The sequence below is a fragment of the Pseudomonas rhizophila genome (assembly GCF_003033885.1).
Lineage (GTDB): Bacteria > Pseudomonadota > Gammaproteobacteria > Pseudomonadales > Pseudomonadaceae > Aquipseudomonas > Aquipseudomonas rhizophila.
Map to the genome: position 1 here is coordinate 4170810 of NZ_CP024081.1, position 14245 is coordinate 4185054.

Genomic DNA, 14245 nt, shown 5'->3' on the forward strand with positions numbered 1-14245 from the left:
TCTCTCCTCACTGGGCAGCGAACTGCATTTCAGGCACGTGGTCCGGCACGATCAGTTTGCCGGCAGTCTTGGCGACGATTTCCTCGACGCTGACGCCTGGGGCACGTTCTTTGAGAATGAAGGCGCCGTCCTGGATTTCCAGGTAGGCCAGGTCGGTCAGCACGCGCTTGATGCAACCGGCACCGGTCAGCGGCAGGCTGCACCGGGGCAGCAGTTTCGACTCACCGTCCTTGGACGCGTGAGTCATGGTGACGATGATGTTCTCGGCACCGGCCACCAGGTCCATCGCGCCGCCCATGCCCTTGACCAGCTTGCCAGGGATCATCCACGAGGCAATGTTACCTTCCACGTCTACCTCGAAGGCGCCCAGCACGGTCAGGTCGATGTGCCCGCCACGGATCATGGCAAAGGATTCTGCCGAAGAGAAGATCGAGGCGCCGATGCGTGCGGTGACGGTCTGCTTGCCGGCGTTGATCATGTCGGCATCGACCTCGGCTTCGGTAGGGAACGCGCCCATGCCGAGCAGGCCGTTTTCCGACTGCAGCATGACTTCCATGCCTTCGGGGATGTAGTTGGCGACCAGGGTCGGAATGCCGATGCCCAGGTTCACGTAGTAGCCGTCCTGCATTTCGCGGGCGACGCGTTGAGCCATTTGTTCGCGGGAAAGTGCCATGTTGTTATTCCTTCATTCGGGCCGGGGGCAGGGGATCACTTACGCACGGTGCGCTGTTCGATGCGCTTTTCGAACGTGCCGCAAATGATCCGGTCGACGTAGATGCCTGGGGTATGGATCTGCGTCGGGTCCAGCTCGCCGGGTTCGACGATTTCTTCGACTTCAACCACAGTGATCTTGCCGGCTGTGGCCGCCAACGGGTTGAAATTCTGGGCGGTGTGGCGATAGACCACGTTGCCGAAATGGTCGGCTTTCCAGCCTTTGACGATGGCGAAGTCGCCCGTGATGGATTCTTCCATCAGGTACTGGCGGCCATGGAATTCACGCACTTCCTTGCCTTCGGCCACTGGCGTGCCGACCCCGGTGGCGGTGAAGAAGGCCGGAATGCCCGCGCCGCCGGCGCGCATTTTTTCGGCGAGGGTGCCTTGGGGGGTGAGGACGACTTCGATTTCGCCGCTCAGCAGCTGCTTTTCGAAAAGAGCGTTTTCGCCGACGTAAGAGGCAACCACCTTGCGGATCTGCCGATCTTCCAGCAATACACCCAGACCGAAACCGTCTACGCCGCAGTTATTGGAAACCACGGTGAGGTCGCGGATACCCTTGCGCTTGATCTCGGCGATCAGGTTCTCCGGGATGCCGCAGAGGCCGAAGCCGCCAGCGATTACCGTCATGCCGTCTTGCAAGCCTTCCAGCGCTTCTTCGTAGCTACTCACACGTTTGTCGAAACCTGCCATAGACACCTCTTTTATTCTTGATGGGGTCGCAATGAAACGCAGTGTTGCGCCAAGTCATATATTTGTTAAGTTGATTTTTAGGTTGGATTGATTGATAAAACTCACTAATTGCCGATATCCGTTTGCGGCTTGAAACTGACCGCTTGCCGCCGGGAGCACAGCGACCCATGACCCTCAAGCAAATCCGCGCTTTTCTCGCCGTGGCCCAAAGCCTGAGCTTCGCCGTGGCCTGCGAGCGGCTGCACCTGTCCCAGTCGGCCCTGAGCTTGACCATCAAGGCCTTGGAAGAAGGCTTGGGCGGGCGTCTGTTCAGTCGCAATACTCGCAACGTGGCGCTGACGCCTGAAGGCGAATCGCTGCTGCCCCTGGCCCGGCGCCTGGTTGCCGATTGGGACAACGCCGAGGATGAAATGCGCCAACGCTTCACCTTGCAACGCGGCCGCGTCACCTTGGCGGCGATGCCGTCCTTTGCCGGCAACCTGCTGCCGCCGATCCTCAAGACCTTCCGCGCCCGCTATCCGAATGTCAACGTCACGGTCAACGATGTGATCAACGAACAGGTGCTGGAAATGGTTCGTGATCGGCACGTTGAACTGGGGGTCGCGTTCGAGCCGATGCAGAGCTCGTCGCTGGCCTTTACCCCGTTGTATCTGGACCGCTTCGTCGCGGTGGTGCCGCTGGACTCGCCACTGGCGCAGCGCAGTGAGATCCAGTGGCAGACGCTGCTGGAGCAGCCGTTTATCACGCTGCAAAGGCCCTCCACCGTGCGGGTGATGCTGGAGGAGCATTTGCAAAGCCGAGGCATGAAACTGCCGGTGGAATTCGAGAGCCATCAGTTGGCGACGGTTGGACGGATGGTCGCCAGCGGGTTGGGGGTGAGTGCGGTCCCGGCGCTGTGTGTCGGGCAGATGCATGAGTTGGGCGCCCGCTGCATCACCCTCAGCGATCCAGTGATAGAACGGGCCATCGGTGTGCTGACCAAGCCGGGGCATGAACTGTCGGCGGCGGCGCAGGCGTTGTTCGATACGCTCAGGGATCAGGACATCGGTGCGCAGTTGACCACGCGGTAAACCACGGTTCCCTTGTGGGAGCGAGCCTGCTCGCGATTGCGGTGGTTCAGCTAGCCTCTATGCTGGATGTGCCGCCGCAATCGCGAGCAGGCTCGCTCCCACAGGGGGGGCTGCGGTGCTGTTAGAACTGGCGTTGAGTCAGCAGCGGCAGCAGTTGCTCACAAGGCTCTTCAAGCTTGAGATCCAGCAACTCATCGGCCCGTGTCTTGCCTCTGTTGATCGCCAGCAGCGGCTTGCCCTGTTCCTTGATCGCCCGGCACAGGCGAAACGCCGACCAGGCCATCAGCGACGAGCCCACCACCAGCAGGCCGTCGGCCTGTTCGACGGCTTGCATGGCGCGAGCGGCGGTGACGGCGGCGACGTTTTCGCCGAAAAACACCACGTCGGGTTTCAAGCGCTCGCCGTCGCAATGAGGGCAGCGGGGCACCTGGAAGCGCGCCTCGAACGCGGCATCCAGCAGGGTATCGCCGTCCGGCGCCTGAACCGCGTCGACACCGGCCAGGTAAGGATTCTGCGCTTGCATCAACAGCTGGATCTGCTGGCGCTCACTGCGCTGCTCGCAATCCAGACACAACACCCGATGCAGGCTTCCGTGAAGTTCGATCACGTCGTGGCTGCCAGCCTGGTCATGCAGGGTGTCGACATTCTGGGTGATCAGACCGCTGATGCGTTGGTGCGCCTGCAACTTTGCCAACGCCTCGTGGGCCACGTTCGGCCGGGCCTGACGGACCCGCGGCCAGCCCAGCATCGCCCGCGCCCAGTAGCGCCGCCGTGCTTCGGGTTTGGCGAGAAACTCCTGGTACATCATGGGTTGCCGACCCCGTCGCACACCCTCGCTGTCCCGGTAGTCGGGAATGCCCGACGGGGTGCTGATGCCGGCACCGGTGAGCACCAGAAAACGGCGCCCGGCCATATGCTCCAGCAATTGATCGATCGGTTGACGGTGAAAGTCGTCGGGCATAGATGTCGCTCCGCTGGCCTGGAGTCGTTGAGGTTAGCACCGTGGTTCGTCGAGAGGGCGGTGGGAATGCCTTTCGTCGCACTGCGTTGTTGTTTCTTCAAACTTTCCCCGGCTGCGCGACATCCACCTCTATGTACGGCACTCAAAACTGTCGTGTTGCAATGCTGTGTCGACCCAAGCGCTGAGCGTGACACATGCGGCCGCTGACGTGCTTCGGCATCTAACGCACCGAGAAGAGGAGGCGTATGAAACAGACCACCGGTGAAGTACGGGCCATCAATCGACAGAGAGCAATGGTCGGTGTGTACGTCGAGGAAGAAGACAACCACACAGTCCTTGAGCTCGATTCCGCCAACGACATCGATATTGGTGACGTCATGGAGTGGGACAGTGGCAAGGCCTTGGGCACCCAGTCTTATCGCAACCTGACCAAAGGCTGGACCGCCGAGGTTTATGTGGCGAACCATGGCGTTGCGGCGGCGAACCTTGAGGTTCAATTGCTGGTGTGATCCTGACGACAGCTTTAAAACCGGAACCCAGGAGAACGAACATGAGCGAGTTAAAGTGCGGTTGCCCCGATTGCCAATGCGATGTGGACCCGCAACAGGTGTTCAATCGCGATGGCGAGGCCTATTGCAGTCAAGCCTGCGCCGACCAACATCCAAACGGTGAACCTTGTCCGGCACCGGATTGCCATTGCGAACGCAGCGGCAAGAATGGCGGGCCAGACATGGATGGAAATTAACGGGATGAAGCGCTGGAGGACACCTTTGCGCCCAGCTATCCCATTTCATCCTGAATATAAACCGAGATTGCGGCCCGCTAACGATGGGTATCGCTCAAGTTGAGTAGTTGAATTCATTATTGGGCGTCATTTCTTTGAAAGGCCGTTGTAACTCGACGCCGCAGTGAGAGTGTGGGATTGCATGAGCCGTTCGTCGCTGTTTTCAAGATGTGTTTAAAACCTTGTCGGCGCCAGACTTTCAGATTGTTAGGAGTCAGCAGGTTCGCAACATCAACTAACGAGGTGAATGAAATGGCTAACACAGGAAATAAGAATCCTGGCAATTTCGCTAACGATCGTGAAAAGGCATCGCAAGCGGGGAAGAAGGGCGGCCACGTGTCAGGTGGTAACTTCGCGAATGATCCGCAGCGCGCATCCGAGGCCGGGCGCAAGGGGGGGCAAGCTTCGGGCGGCAATTTTGCCAATGACCCGGAACGAGCCGCCGCCGCCGGCCGAAAAGGTGGCCAAGCCTCGGGTGGCAATTTTGCCAAAGACCCTGAGCGGGCCTCCGAGGCCGGTCGAAAGGGCGGTCAGGCATCCGGCGACAACGTTACCAGCGACCGCTAGACAGTTTCCGAAACAAGTCAAAAAGGCCCTGGAAACAGCCAGGATCATGGGCGCAACTCTGAATACTCAATGACGTTACGGGCCCTGTGTTAATCGCATGGGGCCTGTCGGATTTATATACAACGGGATCGCGGCAAGGAATGTCTTCAAGCGTGAGGGGAGGGTAAGTTGTTCAGTTACCTGGCATTTCTGCAAGTGCGCCTTACCGATTACCGTTCGTCTCGTTTATTAAATAAAAGATAAATTTTAACTGTTTAACTTCTTCAGATTTTCTGTGGGCCTGCCCCCGGCAGTGTCCCTTTGGCTTGTGTCCTGAACGAGGAGTTTCATCATGTTCTTACATAACAAAAGACTGCAGTACACCGTACGTGTCGCCGAGCCTAACCCAGGGCTGGCTAATCTGTTGCTTGAACAGTTCGGCGGTGCCCAGGGCGAGTTGGCGGCGGCGTCGCGCTACTTCACCCAGGCCCTGTCCGAGGATGATCCCGGCCGCAAGGATTTGTTGATGGACATTGCCACCGAAGAGCTCAGTCATCTGGAGGTGATCGGCTCGATCATCGTGATGCTCAATAAAGGCGCCAAGGGCCGAATGGCCGAGGGTGTGGAAAAGGAAGGCCAGCTATACCGGGACATCAACGGTGCCGGCAACGACTCTCACATCACCAGCCTGCTTTATGGCGCCGGTTCCCCGCTGACCAATTCGGCCGGTGTACCTTGGACAGCCGCTTACGTCGACACCATAGGTGAGCCGACAGCGGACATGCGGTCCAACATCGCCGCCGAGGCACGGGCGAAAATCATCTATGAGCGCCTGATGAATCTCACCGATGATCCTGGGGTAAAAGAAGCGCTGGGCTTTTTGATGACCCGTGAAATCGCGCACCAGATGTCCTTCGAGAAAGCCCTGCACTCGATCCAGCCGAATTTCCCTCAAGGTAAACTGCCAGGCATGCCAGAGTTCACCAACGTGTACTTCAACATGTCCCAAGGCGAGCCTTCGGTGCGTGGCCCATGGAACCAGGGCGATGAGTGGGAATTCGTCGAGAACCCAACGCCGGCGGTGGATGGCGGCGATGGTCTGGCGAGTGTGCAACTGAGCAAGAAAGACGAAGCGCTGCTGATGGACATGAAGGCGCGGACCATGTCCAACCCGGAAAGCGACCCCATGACAGGTGCCGACTTGGGTTCAGGGATGCAAGGTGACAAACTGTAGGAAACCGGCGAGGGGGCCTGGCTCCTTCGCCTGAAAATTGCGTTTGAGCGTACCCCTCGTTGCGGGAACGATCAGACATGACCTGGCGCAAAACCAGTAAGGATATTCGATGGACCAGCCCACCTCCCGGATCCGATCGCCCTGGCGTACCTGGCTGGATCCTGTGCAAAACAACCTGCTGCTGGGGGTGAGCTTCTGGCTGGGGCTGGCGGTGATCGCCGCGTTGTTGCTCTACAGCGGTTACAACGCATTGGTGGGGGCCGACCGGCACAACCTGGGCTACGCCGTTCTGGGCGGCACCGCCGGTTTCGCCGCCACGGCCCTGGGCGCGTTGATGGCGGTGGTGCTGCGTGATATCTCCTCGCGGACCCAGGACATCATGCTCGGTTTTGCTGCGGGCATGATGCTCGCCGCCAGTTCGTTTTCGCTGATCCTGCCGGGTATCGAAGCGGCACAAAGTATCGTGGGCAATCAACTGCTCGCCGCGTTTGTCGTTGTGGTCGGCCTGGGGCTGGGCGTGCTCCTGATGATCGGCCTTGACCGTTTCGTGCCCCACGAACATGAAGTGAGTGGCCGGCGCGGTCCGCAATCGGAACGCATCAACCGTGTCTGGTTGTTCGTGCTGGCCATCACCTTGCACAATTTGCCCGAGGGCATGGCCATCGGCGTCAGTTTTGCTAACGGTGATCTGCGGGTCGGCATGCCCCTGACCACTGCCATTGCGATCCAGGACATCCCCGAAGGGCTTGCCATCGCCATGGCGCTGCGAGTCACCGGGATCAGTGCGCTGCGTGCCGCGCTGATCGCGGTGGGCTCGGGGCTGATGGAGCCGCTGGGTGCGGTGATCGGGTTGGGCATGTCCTCGGGCGTGGCCGTGGCGTATCCCATCAGCCTGGGGCTGGCGGCGGGGGCCATGATCTTCGTGGTGTCCCACGAAGTGATTCCGGAAACCCACCGCAACGGCCACGAAACGCCAGCCACGCTGGGGTTGATGATGGGGTTTGCGGTGATGATGTTCCTCGACACGGCACTGGGTTAGCAGGCCGTCGAGCACTGAACCACGAAGGGTATCAGCAGGATCGAAATCGGGCCTGGCGAATGCGCCAGCGCCCGATTTTTTTGTGCCCGCAGACAAACCAGCGGCCTGTGATACCGCACGGCGTCCCGCAGTGAAACTCGTTTGAACTACGCCTCAACCTGCTCCGTCATCTGTACTGAGAGGCACGTAGTCGGGCACCCCTCGGGGCTTCCCGGTATCGAGTATTCATCACGGAGGCGATGGGCAGACATGACTATCCCGGACAACAACCCCGAGCGAGAAAACGGCACGTCGGGCCAGGCCCGACCCGAGGATCACCTGAACCACATCAAGGAGGACGTGAGCGAGGCCATCGGCAGCGCTCGTGAGCAGGCCGATGCGCATTTCGGCCAATACCGCGATACGGCAGCGGATCAGATCGATGCACTGGCGCGTGGTGCCAAGTCAGCCGTGTCGGAAATCGAAGCCAACGACACCCTGGGCCTGTCCCACTATTTGGCAGACATGGCCGATTCGATGAGCGGCCTGTCCAGCAAATTACGCCACATGAGCGCCGAGCAATTGCTGCACGATGGTTCTCGACTGGCTCGGGAAAACCCGGGTCTGTTCCTGGTCGGCAGCGTAGCGGTGGGGTTTGGCCTGTCGCGGTTTCTGAAGGCCGGCAGCTCGCCTGTCCCGGCCGAAGTAGTCGATCCCGCCGCCGGCCACTCAAGCCCGCCAAGCGGAGGATTTGCCGCCCGTGGACCCTTTGATCCGAACCCGGATCCTATCGCACCGGGCGTCAATTCTGCCGGCGGCCACGCCACCGCCAGCACTCCCGCTGCGTCCGGCACCCAGGACCAGCCCAGTGATGCCACTACCGGCTCGTTGCCCGGTTCGGCCAATACCCGAGGAGAATTGCAATGAACCGACCAGACCCAGATATTCAGCGTCCCGTCGGGACGTCGGTGCCCGATAACGATGCGTCAGTGATGGGGCTGTTAAAGCAATTGACCCATGAAGTCCCCTCGCTTTTTACCAAGGAGCTGGCACTGGCCAAGGCCGAATTCCAAGCGAGCCTGAACACTTTGAAAGCGGGTATCGCCGGGGTGGCCGGTGGCGCGATGGTGCTGCTGGCCGGTTTTATCATCTTGCTGATGGCGGTGGTCTATGGCTTGAGCACGATCATGCAGCCCTGGCTCGCGGCGTTGATCGTCGGCGCAGTGGTCATGATCATTGGTTTCATCATGGTGCAGTCGGGCAAGAAGCAATTCGAACCGTCCCACTTCAAGCCTGAGCGAACGCTCGATGCGTTGAACAAAGACCAGGAAGCCCTGCGGAGGAAAGTCTCATGAAGGATGAATTCAAAACCGAATCCCAGAAGAGCCCGGAAACCATCGAGCGCGAGATCGACGAGCAACGGGCCCACATCAGCCATATCGTCGACGCCCTGGGCAGCAAGTTCACGCCGGGGCAGATGCTCGACCAGGCGCTGACCCTGGCCAAAGGCAACGGGTCGCAGTTTTTTGGCAACCTGGGTACCACCGTGCGCAACAACCCAGTGCCCACCGTGCTGACCACCGTGGGGCTGTGCTGGCTGATGCTGGGTCAGAACCGTCCGCCACGGGTCGGTTATCGCGTCGGGCCGGACCAGGATGCCAGCGGCTGGAGCGAAGGGCTTGCCGGTGGCCTGGACAGTGCCAAGGAGCATCTGCACAGCACCACCGACTCGTTGCGCGACGGGTTTCATCATCTCAAGGACAAGGCTTCGCATCTGGCCGACGGTTTGGGCGCCAGCGCCAGCCATGCCCGGAGCAAAGCTCACGAGACGGGTGAGCGCGTGGCCCATGGCTCGCAGGACCTGGGTGATCAATTCAGCCGTCTGCTCAAGGAGCAACCGTTGATGATGGCGGCCGCGGGAATCGCGCTGGGCGCCATGCTCGGCGCCGCACTGCCCAGTACTGCCACTGAGCAGCGGGTGATGGGCAAGACCAGCGCCGATCTGGCCGACAAGGCCAGGCAAGCGGCACGCGAGGGGTATGCAACGGTGCGCGATAGCGTGAGCAAGACCACCGAGCATCGTGACGAAACTTCACCGCGTGCTCAGGCGCGTTCCGGTACGGACCTGTCTGAGGGGCTGGGCACGTCTTAAGTTGAACGCGGTCCACGGCGCAGGGCCGGCAACGCCTGCGCCGGGTGCCTGTCGAGCCTGACAGTAGCCAAAGTCCGGTGACCGGTATTTCATGGCTCCATCGTCAACGTTCCGGGGAGACTGCACATGAAGCACCGGGTCAGGTTTTCGGGCCATCTGATCTTCATCGGATTTGGCTCCATTACCCGGGCCACGCTGCCGCTGCTGTTGCGGCAGGATCACGTCCCGGTCAATCAGATCACGGTCATTGCGCCCGTGATCGAGAAAAATATCTGGTTCAAGGAGCGGGGCATTTGCTTTGTCCGCAAAGCGCTGACTGAACACACCTTCACGCAGACCCTGGACCGCTTCATCAAACCTGGCGACTTCATCGTCAACCTGTCGGTGGAAGTCAGTTCGCTGGCCCTGATGACTTATGCCTTCGGCAAGGGCGCGCTGTACCTGGATACCTGCATTGAGCCTTGGGCCGGCGGCTACGATGACCCTTCATTGGATTTATCGCATCGCACCAATTACGCGTTGCGCTACCAGATGCTGGGCCTGCGCAAAAAACTGGGCCATGGCCCGACCGCCGTCGTGGCCCATGGCGCCAACCCCGGTTTGATCACTCATCTGCTCAAGGCTGGCCTGGTGGAACTGGCCGTGCAATTGAACCATCGCTTGCCACAGAACCGCGAAGGCGTGGACTGGGCCAGGCTGTGCATGGAGACCGGCATCAAGGTGATTCATTTTGCCGAGCGCGACACTCAGCGCTCCAGCCGCCTCAAGCAGGACGATGAGTTCGTCAATACGTGGTCGGTGGAAGGCTTGATCAGCGAGGGCCACCAACCGGCCGAGTTGGGCTGGGGCACCCACGAGCGCACCTGGCCAACGTCTGCCAGGCGCCACCGCTTCGGCAGTCGCAATGCCATCTACCTCGAGCGCCCGAGCGCCACTGTGCCGGTCAAGACCTGGACACCGTTGGGCGGGCCGTGCCTGGGGCTGATGATCACCCATCACGAAACCGCCTCTACAGCGGATCTGCTAACACTCAAGGACCAGCAGAAACTGATCTATCGCCCCACACTGCATTACGCCTATCACCCGTGCAACGATGCTTTGCTGTCGATCCATGAGTTGATCGGTCGAGACTGGCAGAGCCAACAGCAGCAACGCATTCTCAACGGTGAAATCGACAGCATCGGAGCCGATGCGCTGGGCGTCTTGCTGATGGGGCATGAACTCAATGCCTACTGGTTCGGCTCGGTATTGACCATCGATGAAGCCCGGGCGCTCTTGCCCTTCAACAATGCCACCAGTTTGCAAGTGGCGGCGGGGGTTTTGTCGGGGATTGTCTGGGCGGTGGAAAACCCGGATCGCGGCATCGTCGAGCCAGAGCACATGGACTACGAACGTGTGCTGGAAGTGGCCAGGCCTTACCTCGGTACCTTGGTGGGCAAGCAGACCGACTGGAGACCGACCGGCGCGGTGCACACGTGTTCCCTGGACGGGGCGGCGGATGATTGGCAGTTCGAGCATTTCACGCGGTTTTGAGCCGCCATCGCGAGCAGGCTCGCTCCCACATGGGTTGTGTGTATTCCTTCTAAGCCCGTGTTCCTCGCGACCTATACTCAACCCCGTGGATGACTTGACCTCGGGATGGCGCAATCGTGCTGCGTTCACTGATGCTGGCCGTTTTGTTGGTTCTGGCGGGGTGCGCCACGTCGCCGCGCGAGCAGCAGGTCGCCACCGTGGCGGTTTCCCAGGATACCTGGCGGCAGGTTGACCGGCAGATCGTCGCCGCGTCGAAAAGCGCTATCGAACAGGCCGGGCTCTACGCTCGTGGTTCGATGGAGCATTGGCGCCGGCTCGTGTATGAACGGACCGAGATTCAATTCATCCCCTGGTTCAGCAGCTACTGGACCCAGGAATGGCTGGCGGTGAAGGTCAGTTGGTATGCCGCCAGTGCCGAAGGCGAAGAGGACTCCGCGGCCAGACGTCTGGCCGTTTACCTGCAAGAGCAGTACCGCGAGCAGGTGCTGGCACCTGTGGCGGTGGAAATCGACCCCGAGGCGATCAGGGCCAACGCGACGGGCTACTACGTGCGCCTGCTCAATCAACAGGTCCAAGTGATTGCCCGCCAGCACCGAATCCCGCCGGAGCTGATGAGTCGGCGCCTGCACGGCATTCCTGCCATCAGCCTGGGGCCGCCAGCGGCGCGTAACGCTTCGTTGTATGAGATGGCGCATACCGAGCCCCTCAATACATTGCCGGCGTACGCCGCGCTGATCGACCACGTCAACAAAGCCGCTGTGACAGGTTCGGGGCCATCGGATGCGGTGATCGCCACGGTGGCACAACGCACCAGTGAAAAAATCGAAGCGCAATTTGCCACGCGAGGTGCGGCCGGGGCGGCGGCGGCCGTGGCCGGGAAAGCGGCGGGGGCGTTGATCTCAGTTGGCGTGGCGGGGATTCGCGCGATCATTCATGAGGGCGAGCGTCCGGAAATGGAGACTCAAATCCGCAAGAGCCTCAGCGCAGCGTTCGACGAAGCCTGGTTCCAGTCGCTCAAGCATCCCCTCAGCGGGGTGATGGCACCGGTGTACTACCTGGCCGAGGAAATCGAAGGCAGCCTGGTGGCGGCGGACCTGGCCAATCGCGCGGTGGAGTTGCCAGCCATCAAACCGTGACGGACGGTTCATTCTGCCCCGAGGGTGACGCGGCAACCCTTGCGATGACGGATCTGTTCGTCCGAGGGCCGCTCCTTGATGAATTCGAAGCGCGGCTCTCCTTCGCTGTAGATCACCAGCCAGCCCCATTCCAGCTCACTTTCATCTTGACCGGGTCTGGGGGGCGAGGCCCACCAGGGTTCCTTCTGCATGATCTGTCGCATCGATGTCTCCTGCCGATTGATCCCTTCAACTATAGACCGCTCGATTGGATGACAAGCGCCCATGAAATCTCTTGAATTCTGTGGGAGCAAGGCTTGCCCGCGAAGCAGGCGATTCGGTTACAGACAGACCGCGTGAGCTTGATCGCGAGCAAGCTTTGCTCCCACGGATCGCCTCGCAACAGATGTTGCTGGTCTATTGAGTGTGCTCTGATCGCACCCATCAGCGTCTAGCGTCTGTATCCCCGCACTCGAACGGGGAATGATTGGACCCATGCGCATATGCAAGCATTGTTGAACGAGATCCTCGATGCGGTTCGCCCCCTGATCGGTCAGGGCAAGGTGGCCGACTACATTCCCGCCCTTGGCACCGTTGCGGCCAACCAGTTGGGCATTGCCGTCTACGGCAACGATGGCGAAATGTATTGCTCAGGTGACGCTGAAACGCCGTTTTCGGTGCAGAGTATTTCCAAGGTTTTCAGCCTGGTGCAGGCCATCGGCCATTCCGGCGAGGCAATCTGGGAGCGTTTGGGCCATGAGCCCTCCGGCCAGCCCTTCAATTCTCTGGTGCAGCTGGAATTTGAACGCGGTCGGCCGCGCAACCCGTTCATCAACGCCGGCGCCTTGGTGATCTGCGACATCAATCAGTCGCGTTTTGCCGCGCCAGCGCTTTCGATGCGTGATTTCGTACGGCGCCTGTCGGGCAATCCACAAGTCATGGTGGACGGCAAGGTCGCTGAGTCGGAATACCAGCACCGCGCCCGCAATGCGGCGATGGCCTACCTGATGCAGTCCTTCGGTAATTTTCATAACGACGTGGAAGCGGTGCTGCGCAGCTATTTCAGTCACTGCGCGTTGCGCATGAGCTGCATCGATCTGGCCCGGGCGTTCTGCTTCCTGGCCAACGACGGCTTCTGCAAGCACAGTGGCGAACAGATCCTGAGCGCCCGCCAGACCCAGCAGGTCAACTCCATCATGGCCACCAGCGGGCTGTACGATGAAGCCGGCAATTTTGCCTATCGCGTTGGCCTGCCGGGCAAGAGCGGGGTGGGCGGCGGGATTGTTGCCGTGGTGCCGGGGCGTTTCACGGTGTGCGTCTGGTCGCCGGAACTCAATGTCGCGGGCAATTCCCTAGCAGGCATGGCGGCGCTGGAATTGCTCAGCCAACGAATCGGCTGGTCGGTGTTCTAACGCCCAAAAAAAGGGCCCGTTCCAATCAGGAACGGGCCCTTTGTTTTAAGCGCGATCAGCAGAGGCGGTCGATGACCCGAACTTCAGAGGTGTTCTGCATCGACTGCCACGCCTGGGTCAGCGTTTGCAGCACGCGACCCATGAAGTCTTTGTCGGCCGCGGCCTTCTTGCCGACGTAGCCCTGGCCACGACGGTACATCTTCAACCGGGCACACAGGTCCTGCTGATTCTTCTCGAATTCGTCTTCCTGGGTGAACGGCGACAGGCAGTCCATATGGACCTGGCCATTCTTGCTGATCCACAGGATATGGCTGTCCAGGGTGTCTTTGTGTGCTGCGAACATGCGAGCCAGTTCATCAATAGATGGTTGATTATTCAGATTCATGTGTAAGCCCCTTGACCATTTGGTTGATCTGTCTGGTGGTTCGCAAAAACTTCGCTTCTTTCGGTAAGTGCCTGTCCAGTGCTGCATGGCTAGCACCGAAACCAGGCCGTCAGCACCCGGCCGTCTGACTTCGACGGGGTCGTGCATCGGTTGTGTAGTGTTATCGAAGGGCTGCTACGCAAATGCGCTACAACGAAGAGAAACAGCGAAGAACCTTCAGGCATTGTCAACTTTCGAGGGTCGACCACGCGCGTCATGAGGATCGTCGCCGACGTTTCTCGTCCTTGTCACCGGACGGTCATGCCAGGTCAGCACCTTCAATCTGCCTTGTGGGCAGTCCCTTATCCAAAAAACAGCTCGGCGGTCAGACGAGCTTGCTCAAGCATTTACCTGTACTCCCGATCGGGGAGACGTCTGCATCATGCAAGGCCAAATCGGAGGCGTCAACGGTTTTGTAGTGATTATTTTTGGTCACTACATATTGTCGGACAAAATGGTTTTGTTATGAAAATTCTGGATCAGGGCAGATATCCCTGTGGGAGCGAGCCTGCTCGCGATGGCGGTGTATCAGTCGGTATCCATGGTGACTAACATAACGCTATCGCGAGCAGGCTCGCTCCCACAGGGC

At 60.0% G+C, this 14245-nt stretch carries 17 protein-coding genes; 12 read left to right on the plus strand and 5 right to left on the minus strand.

The genetic code is table 11. The annotated features are described in order from the left end of the window. Nucleotides 1-7: 7 nt before the first annotated feature. Nucleotides 8-673 carry a CoA transferase subunit B gene (locus CRX69_RS19420; RefSeq protein ID WP_003180355.1) on the minus strand — a complete coding sequence of 222 codons (666 nt, stop codon included), beginning with the start codon at nucleotides 671-673 and terminating at the stop codon, nucleotides 8-10. 35 nt (nucleotides 674-708) lie between these two features. Continuing rightward, nucleotides 709-1407, minus strand: coding sequence for a CoA transferase subunit A (locus tag CRX69_RS19425; RefSeq protein ID WP_047227779.1), 699 nt, complete (start codon nucleotides 1405-1407; stop codon nucleotides 709-711). A gap of 167 nt (nucleotides 1408-1574) precedes the next feature. On the opposite strand from CRX69_RS19425, the gene CRX69_RS19430 reads away from it, so the two are divergent. Next, a complete protein-coding gene (locus CRX69_RS19430) occupies nucleotides 1575-2477 on the plus strand; it encodes a LysR family transcriptional regulator (protein ID WP_047227780.1) in 903 nt (300 codons plus the stop codon). Between the two features lie 121 nt (nucleotides 2478-2598). Here the strand turns inward: CRX69_RS19430 and CRX69_RS19435 are convergent, their stop codons facing one another. Continuing rightward, nucleotides 2599-3438 carry an NAD-dependent protein deacetylase gene (locus CRX69_RS19435; RefSeq protein WP_107322634.1) on the minus strand — a complete coding sequence of 280 codons (840 nt, stop codon included), beginning with the start codon at nucleotides 3436-3438 and terminating at the stop codon, nucleotides 2599-2601. Nucleotides 3439-3683: 245 nt separating this feature from the next. On the opposite strand from CRX69_RS19435, the gene CRX69_RS19440 reads away from it, so the two are divergent. The 10 genes from CRX69_RS19440 (at nucleotide 3684) to CRX69_RS19485 (ending at nucleotide 11841) form a co-directional block, all read left to right on the plus strand. Beyond that, nucleotides 3684-3947 (plus strand): hypothetical protein, encoded by a 264-nt coding sequence (locus CRX69_RS19440; RefSeq protein ID WP_047227782.1) that lies wholly within the window; start codon nucleotides 3684-3686, stop codon nucleotides 3945-3947. Between the two features lie 41 nt (nucleotides 3948-3988). Continuing rightward, complete coding sequence (locus CRX69_RS19445) at nucleotides 3989-4183, plus strand: metallothionein (RefSeq protein ID WP_047227783.1); 195 nt, start codon at nucleotides 3989-3991, stop codon at nucleotides 4181-4183. A gap of 291 nt (nucleotides 4184-4474) precedes the next feature. After that, entirely contained in the window at nucleotides 4475-4789 is a 315-nt protein-coding gene (locus CRX69_RS19450; protein WP_047227784.1) for a con-10 family general stress protein, read from the plus strand. A 331-nt stretch (nucleotides 4790-5120) separates the two neighbouring features. Beyond that, nucleotides 5121-6002: a manganese catalase family protein gene (locus CRX69_RS19455; protein WP_047227785.1), complete on the plus strand. Its 882-nt coding sequence runs from the start codon at nucleotides 5121-5123 to the stop codon at nucleotides 6000-6002. Between the two features lie 109 nt (nucleotides 6003-6111). Continuing rightward, the gene (locus CRX69_RS19460; RefSeq protein ID WP_047227786.1) at nucleotides 6112-7041 is read left to right on the plus strand and encodes a ZIP family metal transporter; all 930 of its coding nucleotides are present in this window, start codon (nucleotides 6112-6114) and stop codon (nucleotides 7039-7041) included. A 249-nt stretch (nucleotides 7042-7290) separates the two neighbouring features. Next, complete coding sequence (locus tag CRX69_RS19465) at nucleotides 7291-7947, plus strand: hypothetical protein (protein WP_107322635.1); 657 nt, start codon at nucleotides 7291-7293, stop codon at nucleotides 7945-7947. Next, complete coding sequence (locus CRX69_RS19470; protein ID WP_076384020.1) at nucleotides 7944-8375, plus strand: phage holin family protein; 432 nt, start codon at nucleotides 7944-7946, stop codon at nucleotides 8373-8375. Before CRX69_RS19465 ends, CRX69_RS19470 begins: the two co-directional genes overlap by 4 nt. Next, nucleotides 8372-9172, plus strand: coding sequence for a DUF3618 domain-containing protein (locus CRX69_RS19475; RefSeq protein WP_047227789.1), 801 nt, complete (start codon nucleotides 8372-8374; stop codon nucleotides 9170-9172). The genes CRX69_RS19470 and CRX69_RS19475 overlap by 4 nt, the downstream gene beginning before the upstream one ends. A gap of 126 nt (nucleotides 9173-9298) precedes the next feature. Next, entirely contained in the window at nucleotides 9299-10705 is a 1407-nt protein-coding gene (locus tag CRX69_RS19480; protein ID WP_076384021.1) for a saccharopine dehydrogenase C-terminal domain-containing protein, read from the plus strand. A gap of 116 nt (nucleotides 10706-10821) precedes the next feature. Beyond that, on the plus strand, nucleotides 10822-11841 hold the full coding sequence (locus CRX69_RS19485; RefSeq protein ID WP_107322636.1) for a hypothetical protein: 1020 nt from the start codon (nucleotides 10822-10824) through the stop codon (nucleotides 11839-11841). 8 nt (nucleotides 11842-11849) lie between these two features. Here the strand turns inward: CRX69_RS19485 and CRX69_RS19490 are convergent, their stop codons facing one another. Continuing rightward, a complete protein-coding gene (locus tag CRX69_RS19490) occupies nucleotides 11850-12044 on the minus strand; it encodes a hypothetical protein (protein WP_047227792.1) in 195 nt (64 codons plus the stop codon). Between the two features lie 279 nt (nucleotides 12045-12323). Here CRX69_RS19490 and glsB point away from each other — a divergent pair, with 279 nt between their 5' ends. Then, the gene (gene glsB / locus CRX69_RS19500) at nucleotides 12324-13232 is read left to right on the plus strand and encodes a glutaminase B (RefSeq protein WP_047227793.1); all 909 of its coding nucleotides are present in this window, start codon (nucleotides 12324-12326) and stop codon (nucleotides 13230-13232) included. Between the two features lie 55 nt (nucleotides 13233-13287). Here glsB and CRX69_RS19505 read toward each other — a convergent pair whose 3' ends face one another. After that, nucleotides 13288-13617: a hypothetical protein gene (locus CRX69_RS19505; RefSeq protein WP_047227794.1), complete on the minus strand. Its 330-nt coding sequence runs from the start codon at nucleotides 13615-13617 to the stop codon at nucleotides 13288-13290. Nucleotides 13618-14245 lie beyond the last annotated feature (628 nt).